This is a genomic window from Chryseobacterium gregarium DSM 19109 (assembly GCF_000430845.1).
Classification (GTDB): domain Bacteria; phylum Bacteroidota; class Bacteroidia; order Flavobacteriales; family Weeksellaceae; genus Chryseobacterium; species Chryseobacterium gregarium.
Genome location: NZ_AUMU01000003.1, coordinates 135,026 through 153,896 on the forward strand (window position 1 = coordinate 135,026; position 18,871 = coordinate 153,896).

Below are 18,871 nucleotides of genomic sequence, written 5' to 3' on the forward strand. Positions count from 1 at the left end.
TTAAAGAAGCTTATCAAAATGGATGGGAAGATCATAAATCCTTTTTCCCGTAGCATGGTAAACTGCATTGGTAATGGCCGGCGGCATTCCCACTCCACCGATTTCCCCTACGCCTTTTACACCCAGGTCATTGACGAACTTATCATTTTCCTCAACGAAAAGTACCTGCAGGTCATGGATATCGGCATGCACCGGGATATGGTATTCTGCCAGGTCATCATTCATGTATTTACCCAGACGGTGATCCAGGATGGTTTCTTCATGAAGTGCCTTGCTGATTCCCCAGATCATTCCGCCCAACAGCTGGCTCTCGGCAGTTTTGGGATTGATGATCTTTCCGGCGGCTACCGCAGTCAGTGCTCTTTTAACTTCGATTACCCCAAGCTGCTCATCCACCTCAACTTCCACAAATACCGCACTGTGAACCGCACGGGCTTTTTTACCGTAGGTCAGTGGATTGGGCATGGCTGAGTTGGTAGTTTTGATTGCTTTCCCATCATTGGCTTCCATGATTTCCTTGTAACTGATCTTTATTTCCGGATTTTCTTTATGGATGATGTATCCTCCTTTAAAAATTACTTCTTTCAGTTTGGTATCTGCTAATACAGAATCTTTCAGGGATTTTGCTTTTTTATATAATTTCTTATTTAAAGCCTGACACGCTGCCTGAACTGCCGGTCCTACAGTTGCCGTAGTGAAAGATCCTCCCTGAATCGGGGCAAACGGTAGGGCACTGTCAGCATAGGAAAAAGTAACATCTTCCAAAGGCAGTCCGAGTTCATCAGCTGCAATCTGGATCATAATGGTAAAGGTGCCTGTCCCGATATCAGTAACGGCGCTTTTAATCTCCACTTTGCCGTCTGTATTCATAATGGCTTCGGCACGTCCTAACAGCCTGTTGGCATCCCACATTCCGGTGGCCATTCCGTAGCCTACCAGCTTGTTTCCACGCTTCATGCTTCTGGGAACAGGATTTCTCTGATCCCAACCGAACTGACTTGCTCCGCGCAGGTAACATTCCCTGAGTTCCTTGCTGGAATATTCTTTTTCGCTGCTGTAATCAATTTCAGAATAATTGATCATCCTGAGCTCAACAGGATCAATATTCAACTGATAGGCAATCTCGTCCATGGTCACCTCAATCGCATGCATTCCGGTACTTCCTCCGGGTGCCCTCATATCCAGCGGACTATAGACATCCAACGGTACAATCTTATGCTCTAATAAGGTATGTTCTGCCGGATACAGCATATTGGCCCAGTTGACAACAATTTCCACATAATCTTCAAACCGGGAAGTTTCCCCTGTTGCCTCGTGGAAGATGGCATTCACTTTTCCGTTTTCATCAGCCCCGAATTTCGTATGCTGCAAAGTAGGAGGACGGTGCCCGATCATATACATCTGAGCCCTGTCCAGTGTTACCCTTACATTTCTTTTCAGCTGCAGGGAAGCCATCACCGCCATAAAAAGCTGATGCTGAGGCCGCAGTCCGGATCCGAATCCTCCCCCCACGAACGGAGAGATGATCTGTACATTTTTCATTTTCAGTCCGAACACATTCGCCACATACATCTGGGAGTTAATGGTACCCTGTGTTTTGTCATAAATCTTCAATTTCTCTTTGCCTTCATAAATAACCGTGGAAGCAAACAGTTCCATCGGGTTATGATGCTCTGTCCCGTGGCTGAAGGTACTGTCTGTTTTGATGAATGAATTTTTATAGGCTTTTTCAAAGTCGCCTTTCGGAGGCGGAGGCGGCGGTTTCAATAATGAAGCCAGTCCTTTTTTAGGGTCACGGGATTTCTTAAGGTTGGCCGTAAGGTCAGTTTCAAATTCTTCTTCCTCGTATTCAATATGAAGCTTCTTTGCTGCCAGGCGTGCCATTTCAAATGTATCGGCCACCACCAGTGCAATCGGCTGTCCGTTATACCGGATCTCATTATCTTTCAACGGTTTAAAAACCAATCCCGGCGGTGCGTCCATATCAGCGTACTGAAGGTCAAACCAGGCTGTTGAAGGCCTGTTGTCATGGGTAAAAACCTCAACAACGCCTTCAAGCTTTTTAGCTTCTTCCGTATTAATCGATTTAATCTTACCTTTGGTTACGGTACTGTTGACCACATAGCCGTATAAAAGATCATCTGCATGATAATCACCGGCATACTTGGCACTTCCGGTCACTTTCAGAGGGCCTTCCAGGCGGCTTTGCGGAGTTCCTATAGAGGGTATATTGTTCATATTTTCTGTTTTGATTGGTATTGTTTCGGATTATAAGGACGGTTTTGCGCCCGGTCTCTGCGATTCCGGGTTCAATGCCATAATGCTGTTCCGGACAATAGCTCTTTTGGCCAAAGTGATTTTAAAATGGTTGTTTTCAAAGCCTTGGGCTCCGTTCAGCATGATCTCTGCTGCTTCAGCGAAGTGTTCTTCTGACGGTGCTTTGCCTTTAAGGTAATCTTCCGCCTCCGCACTGCGCCATGGCTTATGGGCAACGCCGCCCAAAGCGATCCTGGCTTCTTTGATCAGTCCGTCTTCGATATCAAATCCGGCTGCTACTGAAACCAGCGCAAAGGCATAGGAATTTCTGTCCCTGAGTTTTAAATAAGAATAATATTCAGAAAAGCCCTGTTCCGGGAGTTCGAGCCCTGTAATGATTTCTCCGGCCTGCAGGTTATTATCCAGATGCGGGGTATCTCCTGGGAGCCTGTGAAAATCGGCAAACGGCAGTACGCGTTCCCCCTGTGGTCCTGAAATATGAACTTTTGCATCCAGAGCCGCTAAACCTACACACATATCGGAAGGGAAAACAGCAATACAGTTTTCATTATGCCCGAGAATGGCGTGAATACGGTTATATCCTTTAGTGGCTGAGCATCCGGTTCCCGGTTCCCTCTTATTGCAGGGAACGGCAGGATCGTAGAAATAATAGCATCGGGTCCGCTGCATCAGGTTTCCGCCGTTGGTCGCCATATTCCGGATCTGCGCCGAAGCACCTGCCAGGATTGCTTTTGAAAGCAATGGGTACCGGTTTTCTATTACAGGATGATAGGCAGTCTCTGCATTGGTCATCAGGGCACCGAGCATAACGCCTCCATCTTCGGTATCGGTAATGTCATTGAGGCCGGAGATCCTGTTAATGTCTACCAGGGTATCGGCTTCGGTAACAAAGTATTTCATCAGGTCAATGATATTGGTACCGCCGGCCAAGGCTTTATAATCATTATTTTCGCTCAGCAATGAAACGGCATGATCGAGGTTTGTCGCTTTGATGTAAGAAAAATTGTTCATTGCATATCCTGTTTTACCGCCATAATGGCATTAATAATTCCTCTGTTGGCACCGCAGCGGCAAAGGTTCCCGCTCATCAGATCCTGCACTTCCTCACGGCTGTTTGCTTTCCCTTCGCTGAGAAGCCCTACCGCACTGCAGATCTGGCCCGGTGTACAGTAGCCGCACTGGAAAGCATCATGTTCAATAAAAGCCTTCTGTACAGGATGCAAGTTATCTTCAGTCCCTATTCCTTCTATGGTGGTAATTTCTGCGCCGTCTTTCATAACGGCGAGCGTGAGACAGCTTAAGACCCTTTTTCCGTCTACCAGAACGGTACATGCCCCACATTGCCCGTGGTCACAGCCTTTTTTGGTTCCGGTAAGATGCATGGTGTGCCGAAGCGCATCCAGTAAAGATACCCAGGGTCTGAGCTCAAGCTCATGGTCTTGTCCGTTTACCCTAAGCTTGATGGATTGGTTATTCTGATCAGGCATATTGTATTTAATTTGGTGTTGTAAAAATCTATGCAAAAAAAGAACCGTAATCCAATGATGCGGCAAACTGTGGTACATTATAAACAGGTGATTATTATCGTGAATAAGGCCAGTTTATTATTTGATATAAGAAATCCGTTTAAATTCGAATAACCTCAATCAGGGAATAGTATTAATTAAACACAATGATAACAGGGATTTATCCAACTTAATTTAACTTTGAAATACAGCAGTTCACTTATCTTAAACAGCCTGAATTCTTAATAAGCTTAATCAAATTCTTAAATAATTAAATTTAACTCCAAATCAAAGATTTGACAGAACGAAAAGAAGAGAACCGATTTTATTCTATTCCCGAAAATTATGGTGTTTATGAAGATTTTTCTATTGGAAAGCTTATTAACAGAAAAACCCTGTCAAAGTTTTAAACTCTGACAGGATTCATCAAATAGAATTTTATTTTAGGAAGATTTAATAAAATCAATGCCTGTATTTATCTTTAAGCTCAAATACGTGAAGTACCTGTGGAAATAAGGCCTGCATGTATTCTTCTGCCCCTTTTACCGAACCGGGGAAAGTAAGTACTAAGGTTTGTCCGCTGAAACCGGCTACACTTCTCGACAGCATGGAAGTTTTGATGCGCTCCTGTCCATAGTTCCGGGCGGTTTCCATAATTCCGGGCATAGGACGGTCGATCATCGGTGATACGGCATCCGGGGTAACGTCTCTTGCTGAAGCTCCGGTACCGCCGGTAAAGATCACCAGGTCCATGTTTTGATCTTTGTATTCCGCAAGCGTATTCTGAATGATGTCAAACTCATCAGGCACTACCGTATATTCAATATCTCTGCATCCTGATTCCTCTAATTTTGCAAGGATGACCTTTCCTGAGCGGTCTTCATTTTTTCCCTGATGAATACTGTCTGAACAGACCACAACAGCAGCTTTAATACCTTCCGCAGGATATTTACGGTCTGATTTCCCTCCTGTTTTTTTCAGAAGCTTGATGTTTTGTATTTCCACCTGCTTGTCAATCGGTTTCAGCATATCATACATGACCAGAGCCGCTACGGAAGCACCGTGCATGGCTTCCACTTCCACGCCGGTTTTATAAACGGTGTGCACCTCCACTGAAATAACCACAGATAAGCCTTGAATTGCATAGGTAACGGAAGTATATTCCACCGGAAGCGGATGGCAGTCCGGGATTACATCACTGGTTTTTTTAACGGCAAACAATGCAGCGACCCTTGAAAATTCAAAAATATCTCCTTTCGGGACTTTCCGCTGCTGTATAGTCTCGATGGTGGCTATCGATGAAGTCTTTACTGTAGCCGTAGCCACCGCTTTGCGTAAAGTGGATGATTTATGTGTGATATCTACCATGTTATTTCAATTATTGATTTTCCATTGATGGGAATCGTCTTCAAATACTTCTCTTCCCCAGACCGGAAGGTCTTTCTTTATCCTTTCCACTACTTCATCACAGCTTTCCATAGCGGCTTTCCTGTGCTTTGATGAAGTAAAAACAAACAGGCAGATCTCCCCTGTTTTTATGGTACCCAGGCTGTGATGGATGTGCATGCAGGTAAGGTCATATTTCGCAAAGACCTCTTCTCTTATTTCATGCATCTTTTCAAGGGCCATTTCCTCATAGGCTGTGTATTCAATGGCCTGAACTGTTTTGCCTTTCACGACATCTTCCCGGATCTGGCCCAGGAAAATACTGTGCGCTCCGATGTTTTTCTTGGCAGAGTGTTTAGCAATACTTTCCGAGATAAATACAGGATATATGGCCCCCTGAACAAATATATTTTTAAAATCTTTTTTCATGTTCTTTGTTTTGTAATGCTGTTATTCCGCCTTTCAGATGGCTGATCTTTATAGCGGTTCCATAGGCTGCGATCAATAATTCTGCTGCCTTCAGGCTCCGCTTTCCGCTTTGACAGAACAAGATGATTTTCTGCGCTTTAAGATCAATGTCCGGCACTTCAATCTTTATTTGAGATAAAGGAACCCGGAGGTGAGGAAAACCGGCTTCAGGAAGTTCATCCCTTTCCCGGACATCCAAGGCAATAATATCAGGCTGTAATACGGCCTCCAGAAAATCATCAGCCTCAATTTCTTCAATATCAGAAGAAGGCAATCCGCAAAGCCAGCGGTAATCAGTTTTTTCAAAATGGTGCCTGTCTTCAGGAATAAGATTTAAAGTACTGCTTCTCTTGGTAAGATCTATAGTCAGATTTTCATAGGTCAGCATATTAAAAGTGAGAAGGCGGCCTGTCAGCACTTCGCCGATGCCTGTAATCAGCTTGATGACTTCATTAGCCTGCAAGGTCCCGATCATTCCGGGCAGTACCCCCAGCACACCGGCCTCGTTGCAATCCAGGACTTCATCAGAAGCCGGCGGTTCTGGAAAGAGATCACGGTAACTGATCCTATCTTCTTCATTGACTTCACTATTAAATACCGCTACCTGGCCTTCATACTGAAATACCGCTCCGAAAACCAGGGGCTTCTGCAGGAGGAAACAGGCATCACTGATCAGGTATCTTGAGGCAAAATTATCCGTACAGTCAGCTATAATATCGTATCCTTCTATTAATTCCCAGGCATTTTTTGCAGTAACCTCATCGGTATACGCTTCAATGGTAATTTCCGGATTCAGCTTTCTGAGACTTTCAGCTGCCTGTATGGCTTTCAAACTGCCCACATCTTCAGTGGTGAACAAAGTCTGCCGCTGAAGATTGCTTAAAGCAACCCGGTCATGGTCTGCAATACCAATGGTTCCTACGCCCGCCGCGGCAAGATACTGCAGGACCGGACATCCCAGTCCGCCGGCACCGATGACCAGCACTCTGGCGTTCAGGAGTTTTTCCTGCCCTTCTATTCCGAAACCGGCCAGTGCGTAATGCCGGGCATATCTTTCATTGTTTTGTTTCATATTATCCGCCGGAATAGGGAGGCATGAGGGCCACTGTATCATGAGTATTCAGTTCCGTATTTCCTTCCGTCATTTTTTTGTTGACTGCTACGGCATATTTCATACCGGAAAGCTGGGGAAACTGCCCGGCCAGCTGTTGTTTTAAAGTGTCCGTATCAGATGCGGTAAGCGTCAGTTCCTTACCGGTAATTTCAGCGATCCGCCCGAATGTAATAATCCTTATTTCCATATTAATCTGCCTTATGAATTATGATCTCAGAAATATTTTTAACATATCTCCGCCCTGTTGCCTGATCACTGGGAGTAACGAGACTGATCCCGTCTTCTTTTTTCAAAGCGGAAACGCCGTCAGATTCCGTTACAACCATGGCATTTTTCCCTGCTGTTGAATTAAACAGTTCATTCCAGGAATACACCACTTTATATCCGTCATCCGCTACGCAGACCAAATAAAATGTGCTGAGCTCTTTCGGAGATGAAACATTGAATTTTACCTGACTTAAAAGATCTTTAAGCCATACCCCTTTGAGGTTTTTCAGTGTCTTTTTAAATTCCATTTTATGATTCAGGATATCCAGGCTTTTGATTTCATGGACGGTATATTTATTTAAATCTGTAAAAGAAACGGTGACAGGCTGCGCAATATCTCCTTTGATCTGCAGGGATGAAGCATGCTGTGCTTTTATAGTTGCCGTCAGGAACAGCAGAATTGTTACAATGTATTTCATGAATTACGCTTTTGTCAGTAAAAGTTTGTAGGAAGCCATGAGCAATACTGTTGCCAGTACGTATTTTAAAACATTCTGATTGAATTTTTTCGATCCGAAATAAGCACCCAATAATCCGCCCGTAAAGGCTACTATTACATACATCATCATATTATCGGTAAAATGAATCCCCTGGGTAAGCATCCCTCCCAGCCCGGAAAGAGAATTTACAAATATAAATGCCGCACTTATGGCAGCGGTCTGTTTCTGGTTGGTCCATTTAAGCAGAAGCAGGATGGGGGAAAGAATGATGCCGCCTCCGATACCAATCATTCCGGATAATAAGCCGACAATCCCGCCGGTGATTACGGCCACCGCCATATTCTGTTCTTTAAGTTCATGGTCTTCCGCATTCCTGAAAAAGAAAAACCGGATAATCGGGAACAGCAGCAGTATACCCAGGATCCTTTTGTAAATATTTTCTTCCACGGTAATCATCCCACCTATAAATGCCAGCGGAACGGATGCCGCTGCAATAGGAATAAAAAGTTTCCTGATAAAATATCCGCCGCGGTAGTATTGGATAAAGGAAGTGAGCGACACAAAAAGGTTCAGCACCAAAGCCGTCGGTTTCATTTCCTCGGGGGCCACCCCATAAAGGGCCATTAACGCAAGATATCCGCTCGCCCCTCCATGGCCTACCGCAGCATAAAAAAACGCAACGGCGAACAGAATGCCATAAAATAATTCTATACTCATTAATTTCTTTATTTTTTAATGCAATCAAAATAACAATTATATCGGTAATAAATGGACTTCTACCCGATCTCCTTTCAAACATCCTGTAGAGTCTTCCGGCAGCACGATGAAACAGTTTGCCTGGGCAAATGAATGAAGCCGGTATGATTCCTGTGCATACAGCGGACTTACTTCTTCCTGCTCTTCATCATAATACGCTTTCAGGAAATGCGTCAGCCCGGCAGATTTTTTATAATCATTAGAAACGATTGCTTCTTTTTTCTTTACTGAATTTTTTAGCCCCGTTAACTGTTCAAGGGCCGGTAAAACGTATTCGTAGAAACACGTCAATGATGAAGACGGATTCCCGGGAAGACCGAATATCAGTTTGTCATCTTTCGTCCCGAAAAACAAGGGTTTGCCGGGTTTCTGTTTTATTTTATGAAATTGCTGAATGACTCCGCACTGTTCCGCAGCTGCCGTCACAAAATCATAGTCGCCCACACTTACTCCGCCGTTTAGAAGGACCACATCGCTTACGGTTAATGCCTGTTTCAGAACCTGCATCAGTTCTTCAGGATGGTCCCCGGCAGTAAAAATCTGGATATCCGTAATCCCCGTTTTCCGCAAAGCAGCTTTAAGCTGAAATGAATTGGCTTCAAACACCTGTCCGAATACCAAGTCATGGCCCGGATCCTGCAATTCGTTTCCTGTAATAATAATGGCTACAGCAGGCGGTACATATACCTCAACACGGTCATGCCCGATTCCTGCCAGAAAACCAATCGCTGCAGGCGAAAGATAAGTGCCTGCAGCCATAGCAGCTTCCCCTTTCCTCACTTCCGAGCCTTTAGGACGCACATTCAGGCCTGAGCTCAGGGCATCATCCGAAATCATCAGACGACCATTTTCAATTTTTATTTTTTCCTGCATCACTACCGTATCGGCCCCTTCAGGCAAAGGTGCACCAGTGAAGATTCTTGTGGCTTCGCCGGTTTCAATGGTCAGCAACTGTGAAGTTCCGGCGGCCATTTCGCCTTTTATCATCAGCGGATTGTTCCGGTCTTCAAATTTCAGTGCATAGCCGTCCATTGATGATTGGGGGAACGCAGGAATATCAGTACGTGCCGTAATATCTGAAGAGACAACCAGCCCTGCAGCTTTTGAAAGCGGGACTAAAGCCGTTTTTTTCGTCGGTATATTCTGTAAAATAATCTGTTGTGCTTCTTGTACTGAAATCATTGGTTGTTAATAAGTTTTTGATAATCTTCCGGAGTATCGATATCCACGGATCCTTTTTCAAACATCACCTGTCCGACATCATCCCGGTATTTTATAAGAAGTTTTTTGGCCCCTTCATGGCCATTCAGCTGAAATAAGTCACTGAAATAAGAACGGCTGAACAATACGGGGGTTCCCAATGTGCCGGAATAGTGTGAAGCAATAATCCCTTTTGCTGATGACTGCCTTTTTTCGATCAGTTCTGAAAATACTGAGGCATTGATATTCGGCTGGTCGCAGACGGTGATCAGGATATTTTGTGTTTCAGGATATGCTAACAGCATTTCATTCAAGCCTTTGTGAATGGATGAAGCCATGCCTTCCTGCCACTTTTCATTCTGTATGGTTCCGGCAGATCCGGTTTCTTTCTCGATTCCAGAATTTTCGTTTCCTGTAACGACTATAACTTTGGAACTCACGGCCAAAGCCTGTTCCACGGTATGGCCCAGCAGCGTTTTGCCCTGATAATCCAGAAGCTGTTTTGGCTGCCCTAATCTTGATGAATTTCCTGCGGCCAGGATAATGATTCCGGTATTCTCCTGTGTCATCCTCCAATGGTTATCATGCTTCGGTTATCCAGTGTGCTGGTATCAATATCCTGAAAAACCCCTGAAAACTGTCCTCCCAATGCCTTGTGTTTTGCTTTGATGGTACCTTCTATCAACGGCATGATTTCTTCCCCCCTCCGTAAAGCACTTAAAAGATCCATTTCTCCTTTTGAAAACAGGCAGTTTTTGAGTTTACCGTCTGCGGTAAGCCGGATCCTGTTGCAGGAAGAGCAGAAAGGAGCGGTCATGGTGCTGATTACGGCAAAATTTCCGGCAAAACCGGGTATTTTGAATTTCTTGGCTGTATCATGGGCTTCCGGTTCGATAGCGAAAATATCATACCGGCTCTGTACTTCTGCCAGTATTTCTTCGAGTGTAAATACCTGATTGCTTGTCCAGCGGTTACCGCTGAACGGCATAAATTCAATGAAACGGACTTCTATCTGAGAATCCCGCGTCATTTCTATAAAATCAAGGATTTCGTCATCATTCAATCCTTTCATCAATACAACGTTAATCTTAACGCGGAAATTATTCTGGATCAGCAGATTGATATTGTCCCTGACTTTCTGAAAAAGGTCTCTTCGGGTGATTTTTTTAAATTTTTCGGCGTCAAGGGTATCCAGGCTTATGTTAATAGTTCTCACCTGAGCTGACACCAAGTTGTCCATCATTTCATTAATCCGTACGCCGTTGGTCGTGATCGCTAATTCAATGCCCAGTTGCCCTAATTTATCAATGATTACCGGGGCATCTTTTCTTACCAGAGGCTCACCGCCTGTCAGTCTTATTTTTTTTACGCCGTGCGATACGAAAAGTTTTGCTATGGTTTCTATTTCATCCGGCTGCATGAGTTTTGCAGCGGGTGCAAAAGCATATTTCTCATCCGGCATACAGTAGAAACACCGCAGGTTGCAGTTGTCTGTAAGTGAGATCCGAAGATAGTCGTGTACGCGTCCGAAAGTATCCGTTATCATTATATTTTATTTGTCACAATCACCATGAACGGCATTATGAATTTTATCTGTCTTATATCTCAAGGAGCTTCCTTTTCTATCCTCCAGTACTGCTTTGATTTCCGAAATTATCGAAAGGGCGATCTCTTCTGAGGTTTCCGCCCCTATATCGAGGCCTACGGGGCCATACATCCTTTCCAGGTGTTGCGGCGTGACAGCAAATCCTTCATTTTCAAGGTCATCAATCATCCGGTTCAGCTTTGTTTTTGGTCCCAGGATCCCGATATAACGGCTGTTGCTATGGGTAAGTAAATCTCTCAGCACTGTCAGGTCATACCGGTAATTGTGGGTCATCAGGACAAAGAATGTATGATCATCTATAACCCTATCATTCAGGAAATCTTCTGCTGCGGTTACCTTTACTGTTTTTGCACACGGAAACCTTTTTGTCGTAGCGTGTGCAGGCCTTCCTTCTCCGACGGTTACTTCCCAGCCCAGTACCGATGCAATTTTCGTTAACGGTTTTACATCATTTCCGGCACCTGCAATAATGAGTGATACGGCCGGTGCCATATATTCAATCAATGCCTCGCAATCTTCTCCTTCATAGGTTATGCTTTTACTAAGGGTAACCTTATTTTCAAATGTTTTACGAATGTCGCCTAATAAAAAATCAAGTCCATCCCGTGATGCAGTCTGCCCGTCTTTTCTGTACATCAGTACCGTTCCCGGCTGTGCACTTCCTCTTACAAGTGAAAAAAGGCAGACCAATACGGCATCTTCCCGTCTGTCCACAATTTTTTCCAGCATCTTAACCGGATTCTGTGTATCACGTGCAAATATCGGTTCAAAAAGGATATGGACAATTCCGTTGCATCCCAGCTGTATACCGAAATCTGCATCTTCATCATTACTGGTATCATACGTAACGAGCTTATTCTGCTGCTGCTGAATGGCCAGCAAAGCTTTTTTCAGGGCATCGCCTTCCAGGCATCCTCCGCTTATGGCTCCGGTTAACTGTCCGTCTTCCGTAACCAGCATGCGGGCTCCGGGCTGCCTGTAGGAAGATCCCGTAACCTTGACCACAGTCGCGAGGGCCGTTTTCGTGCCTTCTGCTTCTGCTTTACGGTAAGCCCTGATGATATCATTAATCTCTTTCATAAAACCTTTTGGGATAACGGCCTGATCACTTCTTTGAATGTAACTGATCGGTTACCGGTATTGATTGTCTCCTATACTTATCAAAAATTAAGCAAATGTTCAGCCTTACCTTATAAAAAACTTTAATTATCTAAAGTTCATCAATAAATCCTACGTGTTTCCAGCTTATAAACATTGGTATCTTATCTGCTGACGTCTGCATTATATCTTTAGCAGATCGAACGGCAGGGTTCTTATCCTTTTTCCGGTCAGGTCAAAAACAGCATTCGCCAGTGCGGGAGCAAATGGAGGCAATCCCGGTTCTCCAACCCCTCCGGCATCTTCTTTATTTTCCATGATATGTACTTCAATGGGTGGAATATCATAAATCCGCGGAAGCTGGTAGGAATGGAAATTGGCTTTATCTGCCATACCGTCTGTAAAAGTCTGTGCATCCATGGTTGCTGCGCCCAGCGCCATTACAATAGAACCTTCCACTTGGGCTTCGATAATGTCAGGGTTGACATACCATCCGCAATCGATTACGGCCCATACTTTATCGATCTTCACGCCTCCTCCTTTCTGTTTTGAAACCTTGACCACCTGGCCTACGGTACTGTCAAAACATTCGGTAATGGCAATCCCGTATCCTTTATGCTGAGCGTTATTTTTCCAACGGCTGACTTCTTTCAGCCTGTCGATCAGCTTCCGGGTCCGTTCGTTATCCATGTGTATTCTCCTGAATTCCAACGGATCCATATTCATCTGATGGGCAATTTCATCCATAAAGCTTTCATAGGCAAAACCGTTGGTTGATGCATATACGGATCTCCACCACAATACCGGTACCGGGGTTTCAAAAGGAATATCAGAGAATTTAATATTTTTTATCGACTTAAAATAAGGTTCCATGAAACCTTCTGTTGTATTTTCGTTGGCTATACCGCGCTTCTTGTCTGACCAGTGCTTGATATTCTGCCCGACCATACGGAATTTCAGGTCTGTAAGCTTACCGTTTTCAATAATGCTTTCCCCCCTGTAGGAAACACCCGGCCTGAACGGCCCTTGGACTGCATCATCTTCCCTTGACCAGATGACCTGCACCGGTGCATTGATCTTTTTGGAAATGGCCACGGCTTCATTGGGGTAATCGGTAAAAGCTTTACGCCCGAATCCGCCTCCCAAAAACGTCATATTTACAACAACATTTTTAGGGTCCATGCCGAATTCCTTTGCAATATCTTTCTGGATCCAGTCCGGTGCCTGGATCGGTCCCCAGATCTCAATTTTGTCTTTCCGGTAATGGGCGATACAATTTATGGGTTCCATTGCCAGATGTGACTGGTACGGAGTATGGTATACAGAATCTATCTTTTTCCTGTTGGCCCCAGCCTGTATATTCACAACTCCCTGTTCTTTGGCAGGAAGGCCTTCTTCCTTCATCAAAAGCTCATAATGCTTTTCATATATTTTTTTTGTGCTGGTATGTTCGAAGCCCGAATCATCCCAGACTACCCTAAGGACTTTACGACCCTGGAGTGCCGCCCAGCTGTTGTCTGCGATAACAGCAACTCCTTCACGCTGCGTATCGTAGACTTTCATACTGATTTTGATAACGTCCCTGACCCCTTTTATTTTTCTGGCAGCCGTATCATCAAAACTGGCAACTTCCCCCCGCAGTCTCGGGTTTCTTTCCACTGATGCGAACATCATGCCCGGAAGTCTTTTGTCCAGACCAAATACGGCAGCACCATTGGTTTTCAAAGGGGTGTCGATTCTTTTCAGCGGCTTGCCGATAATCTTATATTCTGAGCGCTGTTTTAATGTTACTTTTTCCGGTGCAGGAAGCTGTGATGCCGCAAGCACCAGTTCGCCGTAATGCATCTTACGCCCGGATTTTTCATGAACGATATTTCCGCTTTTGGCCATACATTCATTTACCGGGACTTTCCAGGTATTGGCTGCTGCCTGCCGGAGCATTTCTCTTGCCGTGGCACTTAATTTCAACAGGTTTTTATAGGAAGTCCTGATGGTGGAACTTCCGCCGGTAATCTGGCTTCCGTATTTCGTGCTTCCCTGTGCAAATATCACTTCTATCTGGCTGAGGTCTACCTCGAGCTCTTCTGCAATAATCTGGGGAACGGAGTGGTAAGACCCCTGCCCCATTTCCGCACGGTGATCTACCAAAGTAATCTTACCGGAAGTATTAATGATGATCCATGAATTCATTTCCACACTTTCTGCCAATGCCGTTTCGGGCAGGATGACTTTTGCTGCCGAAACGGAAGGAAATATTCCGAGGCACAGTGCAGCACCTCCCAGACCGGCCAGCTGCAAAAATTTTCTTCTTGAAAGTTCTGATTCTTTAGACATAATTTTTCAGCATTATTTTGCCGGGGCATAGGCGCCGGTTGTTAACCAGGTAATCCAGGCTTTTTTAAATTCTTTATGGGTCAAAGGCGGTTTCTTAAGGCCGTCTGCAGGATTAAATCCGGCAAGTACCAACTCATCATCTGCATGTTTGATAAGGTCTTCCATACTTTTATTCCCGTTCTCCTTTTTGTTCATGAGCTGCTTAGCCAGCTGATACGGGCTTTTCCCTTCAAAGACCATTTTCATATCCGCAGGTGGCAGATGCCATTTGGGACTGCCCGGCGGCATGTGGAGCCCGGGCGTATTTTCATCCTGATGGCAGTTGGCACATTTCATCGCATAAAGCCCTTTGCCATCCGGACCGCGTCTCGGGAACATCCTGTGAACGTGGCTGTCATCTCCCTGCAAAGGAATATCGCCTGCCGGATGGCAGTTCAGACAGCGCGGACTCATCAATACTTTATAGACGTCTCCAAAAGCTTTCACGGAAGCCACGCTGTCTTTCTTAACAACCGGAACAGTAGAATACATTACTTTGTTGTTCTGTGCAACCATTCCGAATGCGCTTACCGATGCCAGAATAACGAGAGCCCCTTCAAAAAAGGTTCTCAGCTTTATCTTTTTTTTACTGAAAAATGTTTTCATATCCATTTTCTTTATCTGTTCCCGTTAAACGTTTCCTTTTTTCTGAATATCCGCAGCAATTTTAATGGCTTTCCTGATCCGCGGATAGGTTCCGCAACGGCATAGGTTTCCCGCCATGGCGATATCAATATCCTCGTCGGTCGGGGAAGGATTTTCCTTTAACAGAACCACAGCTGCCATGATCTGCCCGGAATGGCAGTAGCCGCACTGCGGAACATCAATATCCTGCCATGCCTTCTGTACCGGATGGTCATTATGCTGTGACAGCCCTTCAATGGTAACGATCTTTTTGCCTACCGCCCTTTTTGCCTTGGTAACACAAGACCTTACCGCATCACCATCCAGGTGAAGCATGCATGCCCCGCACTGGGCAACACCGCATCCGAACTTAGTCCCCGTAAGGCCGAGAATATCCCTGACTACCCATAAGATGGGCATATCTTCGCTGATATCAAGCTCGTGATTATTTCCGTTAATATTTAATGAAATCATATCCAATTGTTTAACGTTTTAAAATTTTGTTATTAGCAAATATATTATACTTATCCGGTATTTCCTTATCATTTTTCAAACAGGTTATTAAGAATTTCAAACCTTTTTTCCTGATCTGACGGAAACCAACCGGTGAAAATACATTTTATCTATATACAGATAGACTGATTTTTTATTTTAAATATAGTGATTTGTTATGAATGTGATACCATAATTTATGATTTAATAACAACTTGTAATAAAGCCCGAAAAAGGTTCACCATCAGCCGTATTACATTGGCGAAGGTTTTGTATACGATAACTGACTTTTACTATCCTATTATGAATCTGAATCTTGAAGAAATATTTATCGGAGACCTTAATTTTACATTCGCCTTTGAAATCATTATCAGAACGCTCATCATGTTCAGCATGGTCCTGTTTATCTTACGGATGGCGGGAAAAAAAGGGGTGCGCCAGCTCTCCCTGTTTGAAGTGGCCATTATTATTGCACTGGGTTCAGCCGCAGGAGATCCGATGTTTAATAAAGATTCTTCCATTTTAACCTCAGTGATTGTTTTTGCGGCCATTATCATTCTCTACCGGCTGATTACCCTGTGGGCCAGCAAAAGCGAGAAATTTGAAAGGATTATTGAAGGAGACCCGCTGTATGTGATTGAAGAAGGAGAATTCGTATTATTGGATAACATGAGCCATACGTTTGCAAAAGATGAATTTTTTGCGGAGATGAGACAGATGAGTATTGAGCATCTTGGGCAGATCAAAACAGCTATCTTAGAAACCAACGGAAACATCAGTTTTTATTACTTTCCTGATAATGAAGTGAAATACGGGCTTCCGATACAACCTAAGATCTATGATAAAAATCTGAACAGATAAAAGAAAAAGGAATTCATGCCTGCACCTACTGCGGCAATACGGAGGAACTGGAACCCGGAACAACGGAATGCCCTCAGTGCAAAAGGAAAGAATGGGTAAAAGCACTGAATACGACCCGGCTGACTTAAACCTAATGCATTCCAATCTTCTTATTTGATCTACAATTTTAACGGCAAATCGAAAACTTGGTTTAAAGCAAAAGATAAGACTTATCTGGCAAATATCAATTCAGAAAAAATAACAATCGAATATTTGAATCGTATATTCTTGTGCGCCGTTATTTGTGATGCAAAATATCACCTTTGAAATCTTTGCTCTTTTTGACGTGCAAGCTGCTATACTACTGTTATTTCAATTTTACTTAGGCGAAAAAATCAGAGATGCTCAAAAAAAATGAAGCGGTAATAATTTTTTCGATTAATTTTCAAATATACTCGTATATATGTTTATTATAAAACAATATGGTGATTAAATCTCCTGAATTTTATAGGTTAAAGCGTTTTATCGGAAAAACTAACTTATACAGAAAGCAAATCGATTAAAAAGAGATGATACACAGCTGTAAATGATAAAAGTTATTCCGGAAGCCTAAGCTTTTAACAGCAAAGTGTTCCAGAATAACTTTTGGTGGGTACAGTAAGCATTAAAGCATCAACTGTACTATTTTAAAATGTCTAATTATTTTATTGCAGCTTTCGCTTTTTCAGATTCCATCAAATGATGCTCCAGTGTAGGAAGTGTCGTGCTGGCAAAAGATTTTAAAGAAGCTTCGGAACCTCCTGAGGCTTGCTTTTTGAATTCCGCAATATCCTTGTTATGGTCAGTTACCATTAGGTCAGTATACATACGGTCGAATTCCGCTCCTTTTTTTGCTTTCAGGTCATCATACTGTTTCTGCTGGTCCGCATCCAAAGCAGTTGGCAAAGTATACCCTGAAGCAGTGGCCCATTTTTTAAGCTCGTCATTGGCTTTACCGTGGTCTTTTGCCATCATCTGCCCTAATGATTTTACTGTGGCGTTGGTTGCATTCGTTGCCGCCAGCTGTCCCATCATCACTTCCATCATCCCTCCTTTTGCTGCCGCATCTGCAAATTTTTTGTCCTGGTCACTCAGATTAGCTTTTGTCCCGGTATTCCCGGCCACAGCAGTTGAGTCATTAGCAGTGGTCATCCCTGAATCAGTTGCAGGCGCAGCCATTGCTGAGCTGTCTGAAGGCGTGTCAGTTGATGTCGTTTCATTTTTTTTACATGCTACCATAGAAGCAACGGCTAAAATGGCTAAAATTGAATTTTTCATACTATAATTTAAAATGGTTAAAAAATAAATGGCAATAGATTTATTGCACATCCTACCTGTAACAATTTATTTGCCAAAATGTTAATAAATCGGTTAAAGCTTCTCGATTATAATAAAAAGTGTAGAATGATCCATCTAATACAAGAATATTTAGTACAAAAAGAAATAGAAATAAGTGATTTAATTGTTTCAGAAATATATTAGTTGTAATCACTTCATATCTTTGATAACGGTTAATGATCAGAGATTATATAGAGACATAGGTTTCATTGCATCATATACTGACAACAATGTTGAGAATAGATTCCTCTCTCTCCTGAATACACCAGAAATGAAATCAACCAATTGTTTTCAGGACTGTTTTTATATCCTGTCAATTTATACGATTTTCTGATCGGCCTTTATTTTATCGAGCTCCAGTTTAAGGCAACCCAGTATAAATTCGCTGTAATATAGCTGGGCCTTAACAGGCAGGGTCCGGGAATGCAGATCGAGCTTTTCTGAAAGAATGATCCTTCCATGGTGCGATATGGAGAAGAAAGCATACAACTTATGACGCGATTCCTTTACCGGTGATGCATAGCCTGTAACCGCCAGCGACCAGTCGCTTTTAAATTTCCTCCCGACGGCCAGTGCCATTTCTTCTGCAGCAGCAGGAGATACCGCATCACAGAAAAGTGTTTTCTCATGATTTATACCGAAAAGGCTGTCATTATCACCAGGCATATAAACGGTTACCCCTCCTTTAAAGAATCCGGAAGCATTACTGATCTGGGAAAACGAAAACTGAAGAAATCCGGAAGTTACATTTTCAGCAATGGAAACCGTTTCATCAATTTCCACTAGCTGCTCTCCTATATATTTCAGCAGATTCTGTAGCTCAGCCAGAAAGTATATGAACGACTTGGCATTCAGCTGTTCAATGGTCAGATCAATTTTTGAAGATTTTAAAATCATAAAGCGTGGGTTTTGCTTGTCATTTCAAATTTACACACAGGCGATCAATGGTCTGTTCTGTCAGGCTGTAAGATGCTGAACAGCCCGTTAAGAACAATTGTTTTCATTCCTGTTGTACGCATCATCTAAAATCACGCCAATACATTACAAT

At 43.5% G+C, this 18,871-nt stretch carries 19 protein-coding genes; 1 reads left to right on the forward strand and 18 read right to left on the reverse strand.

What is annotated here, in order from left to right; translation table 11 throughout:
* The 16 genes from H561_RS0105660 to H561_RS0105735 form a co-directional block, all read right to left on the reverse strand.
* Positions 1-2,238 (reverse strand): xanthine dehydrogenase family protein molybdopterin-binding subunit, encoded by a 2,238-nt coding sequence (locus tag H561_RS0105660; RefSeq protein ID WP_027386128.1) that lies wholly within the window; start codon positions 2,236-2,238, stop codon positions 1-3.
* 30 nt (positions 2,239-2,268) lie between these two features.
* Positions 2,269-3,288: an FAD binding domain-containing protein gene (locus tag H561_RS0105665; RefSeq protein WP_027386129.1), complete on the reverse strand. Its 1,020-nt coding sequence runs from the start codon at positions 3,286-3,288 to the stop codon at positions 2,269-2,271.
* On the reverse strand, positions 3,285-3,764 hold the full coding sequence (locus H561_RS0105670; protein WP_034761469.1) for a (2Fe-2S)-binding protein: 480 nt from the start codon (positions 3,762-3,764) through the stop codon (positions 3,285-3,287). The genes H561_RS0105665 and H561_RS0105670 overlap by 4 nt, the downstream gene beginning before the upstream one ends.
* 480 nt (positions 3,765-4,244) lie before the next feature.
* Positions 4,245-5,150, reverse strand: coding sequence for a bifunctional molybdenum cofactor biosynthesis protein MoaC/MoaB (gene moaCB / locus H561_RS0105675; RefSeq protein ID WP_027386131.1), 906 nt, complete (start codon positions 5,148-5,150; stop codon positions 4,245-4,247).
* A gap of 6 nt (positions 5,151-5,156) precedes the next feature.
* Positions 5,157-5,597 (reverse strand): molybdenum cofactor biosynthesis protein MoaE, encoded by a 441-nt coding sequence (locus H561_RS0105680; RefSeq protein WP_027386132.1) that lies wholly within the window; start codon positions 5,595-5,597, stop codon positions 5,157-5,159.
* Positions 5,581-6,708 (reverse strand): molybdopterin-synthase adenylyltransferase MoeB, encoded by a 1,128-nt coding sequence (gene moeB, locus H561_RS0105685; protein ID WP_027386133.1) that lies wholly within the window; start codon positions 6,706-6,708, stop codon positions 5,581-5,583. The genes H561_RS0105680 and moeB overlap by 17 nt, the downstream gene beginning before the upstream one ends.
* 1 nt (position 6,709) lies before the next feature.
* A complete protein-coding gene (locus H561_RS0105690; protein ID WP_027386134.1) occupies positions 6,710-6,937 on the reverse strand; it encodes a MoaD/ThiS family protein in 228 nt (75 codons plus the stop codon).
* Between the two features lies 1 nt (position 6,938).
* Complete coding sequence (locus tag H561_RS0105695) at positions 6,939-7,436, reverse strand: molybdopterin-binding protein (RefSeq protein WP_027386135.1); 498 nt, start codon at positions 7,434-7,436, stop codon at positions 6,939-6,941.
* Between the two features lie 3 nt (positions 7,437-7,439).
* Entirely contained in the window at positions 7,440-8,174 is a 735-nt protein-coding gene (locus H561_RS0105700) for a sulfite exporter TauE/SafE family protein (RefSeq protein ID WP_027386136.1), read from the reverse strand.
* A gap of 36 nt (positions 8,175-8,210) precedes the next feature.
* Entirely contained in the window at positions 8,211-9,395 is a 1,185-nt protein-coding gene (locus H561_RS0105705) for a molybdopterin molybdotransferase MoeA (RefSeq protein ID WP_027386137.1), read from the reverse strand.
* The gene (locus H561_RS0105710; RefSeq protein ID WP_027386138.1) at positions 9,392-9,982 is read right to left on the reverse strand and encodes a nucleotidyltransferase family protein; all 591 of its coding nucleotides are present in this window, start codon (positions 9,980-9,982) and stop codon (positions 9,392-9,394) included. Before H561_RS0105710 ends, H561_RS0105705 begins: the two co-directional genes overlap by 4 nt.
* Positions 9,979-10,959: a GTP 3',8-cyclase MoaA gene (moaA, locus tag H561_RS0105715; protein WP_027386139.1), complete on the reverse strand. Its 981-nt coding sequence runs from the start codon at positions 10,957-10,959 to the stop codon at positions 9,979-9,981. Before moaA ends, H561_RS0105710 begins: the two co-directional genes overlap by 4 nt.
* 6 nt (positions 10,960-10,965) lie before the next feature.
* A complete protein-coding gene (locus H561_RS0105720; RefSeq protein WP_027386140.1) occupies positions 10,966-12,099 on the reverse strand; it encodes an XdhC family protein in 1,134 nt (377 codons plus the stop codon).
* 201 nt (positions 12,100-12,300) lie between these two features.
* Positions 12,301-14,451, reverse strand: coding sequence for a xanthine dehydrogenase family protein molybdopterin-binding subunit (locus tag H561_RS0105725; protein WP_027386141.1), 2,151 nt, complete (start codon positions 14,449-14,451; stop codon positions 12,301-12,303).
* Positions 14,452-14,463: 12 nt separating this feature from the next.
* Entirely contained in the window at positions 14,464-15,096 is a 633-nt protein-coding gene (locus tag H561_RS0105730; RefSeq protein ID WP_027386142.1) for a hypothetical protein, read from the reverse strand.
* 24 nt (positions 15,097-15,120) lie between these two features.
* Positions 15,121-15,588, reverse strand: coding sequence for a (2Fe-2S)-binding protein (locus H561_RS0105735; protein WP_027386143.1), 468 nt, complete (start codon positions 15,586-15,588; stop codon positions 15,121-15,123).
* 321 nt (positions 15,589-15,909) lie between these two features.
* Here H561_RS0105735 and H561_RS22115 point away from each other — a divergent pair, with 321 nt between their 5' ends.
* Entirely contained in the window at positions 15,910-16,467 is a 558-nt protein-coding gene (locus tag H561_RS22115) for a DUF421 domain-containing protein (RefSeq protein ID WP_228372224.1), read from the forward strand.
* Positions 16,468-17,145: 678 nt separating this feature from the next.
* Here the strand turns inward: H561_RS22115 and H561_RS0105750 are convergent.
* Complete coding sequence (locus tag H561_RS0105750) at positions 17,146-17,763, reverse strand: DUF4142 domain-containing protein (RefSeq protein WP_027386144.1); 618 nt, start codon at positions 17,761-17,763, stop codon at positions 17,146-17,148.
* Positions 17,764-18,141: 378 nt separating this feature from the next.
* Entirely contained in the window at positions 18,142-18,720 is a 579-nt protein-coding gene (locus tag H561_RS0105760; protein WP_027386145.1) for a CinA family protein, read from the reverse strand.
* Between the last annotated feature and the right edge of the window lie 151 nt (positions 18,721-18,871).

What these genes read in the sequence shown, in the direction of transcription:
- H561_RS0105700 (WP_027386136.1), bottom strand. Translation starts at nt 8,174, where the DNA reads ATGAGTATAGAATTATTTTATGGCATTCTGTTCGCCGTTGCGTTTTTT.
- H561_RS0105730 (WP_027386142.1), bottom strand. Translation starts at nt 15,096, where the DNA reads ATGAAAACATTTTTCAGTAAAAAAAAGATAAAGCTGAGAACCTTTTTT.
- H561_RS0105695 (WP_027386135.1), bottom strand. Translation starts at nt 7,436, where the DNA reads ATGAAATACATTGTAACAATTCTGCTGTTCCTGACGGCAACTATAAAA.
- H561_RS0105725 (WP_027386141.1), bottom strand. Translation starts at nt 14,451, where the DNA reads ATGTCTAAAGAATCAGAACTTTCAAGAAGAAAATTTTTGCAGCTGGCC.
- moaCB (WP_027386131.1), bottom strand. Translation starts at nt 5,150, where the DNA reads ATGGTAGATATCACACATAAATCATCCACTTTACGCAAAGCGGTGGCT.
- H561_RS0105750 (WP_027386144.1), bottom strand. Translation starts at nt 17,763, where the DNA reads ATGAAAAATTCAATTTTAGCCATTTTAGCCGTTGCTTCTATGGTAGCA.
- H561_RS0105665 (WP_027386129.1), bottom strand. Translation starts at nt 3,288, where the DNA reads ATGAACAATTTTTCTTACATCAAAGCGACAAACCTCGATCATGCCGTT.
- H561_RS0105760 (WP_027386145.1), bottom strand. Translation starts at nt 18,720, where the DNA reads ATGATTTTAAAATCTTCAAAAATTGATCTGACCATTGAACAGCTGAAT.
- H561_RS0105720 (WP_027386140.1), bottom strand. Translation starts at nt 12,099, where the DNA reads ATGAAAGAGATTAATGATATCATCAGGGCTTACCGTAAAGCAGAAGCA.
- moeB (WP_027386133.1), bottom strand. Translation starts at nt 6,708, where the DNA reads ATGAAACAAAACAATGAAAGATATGCCCGGCATTACGCACTGGCCGGT.
- H561_RS0105660 (WP_027386128.1), bottom strand. Translation starts at nt 2,238, where the DNA reads ATGAACAATATACCCTCTATAGGAACTCCGCAAAGCCGCCTGGAAGGC.
- moaA (WP_027386139.1), bottom strand. Translation starts at nt 10,959, where the DNA reads ATGATAACGGATACTTTCGGACGCGTACACGACTATCTTCGGATCTCA.
- H561_RS0105690 (WP_027386134.1), bottom strand. Translation starts at nt 6,937, where the DNA reads ATGGAAATAAGGATTATTACATTCGGGCGGATCGCTGAAATTACCGGT.
- H561_RS0105710 (WP_027386138.1), bottom strand. Translation starts at nt 9,982, where the DNA reads ATGACACAGGAGAATACCGGAATCATTATCCTGGCCGCAGGAAATTCA.
- H561_RS0105680 (WP_027386132.1), bottom strand. Translation starts at nt 5,597, where the DNA reads ATGAAAAAAGATTTTAAAAATATATTTGTTCAGGGGGCCATATATCCT.
- H561_RS22115 (WP_228372224.1), top strand. Translation starts at nt 15,910, where the DNA reads ATGAATCTGAATCTTGAAGAAATATTTATCGGAGACCTTAATTTTACA.
- H561_RS0105670 (WP_034761469.1), bottom strand. Translation starts at nt 3,764, where the DNA reads ATGCCTGATCAGAATAACCAATCCATCAAGCTTAGGGTAAACGGACAA.
- H561_RS0105705 (WP_027386137.1), bottom strand. Translation starts at nt 9,395, where the DNA reads ATGATTTCAGTACAAGAAGCACAACAGATTATTTTACAGAATATACCG.
- H561_RS0105735 (WP_027386143.1), bottom strand. Translation starts at nt 15,588, where the DNA reads ATGATTTCATTAAATATTAACGGAAATAATCACGAGCTTGATATCAGC.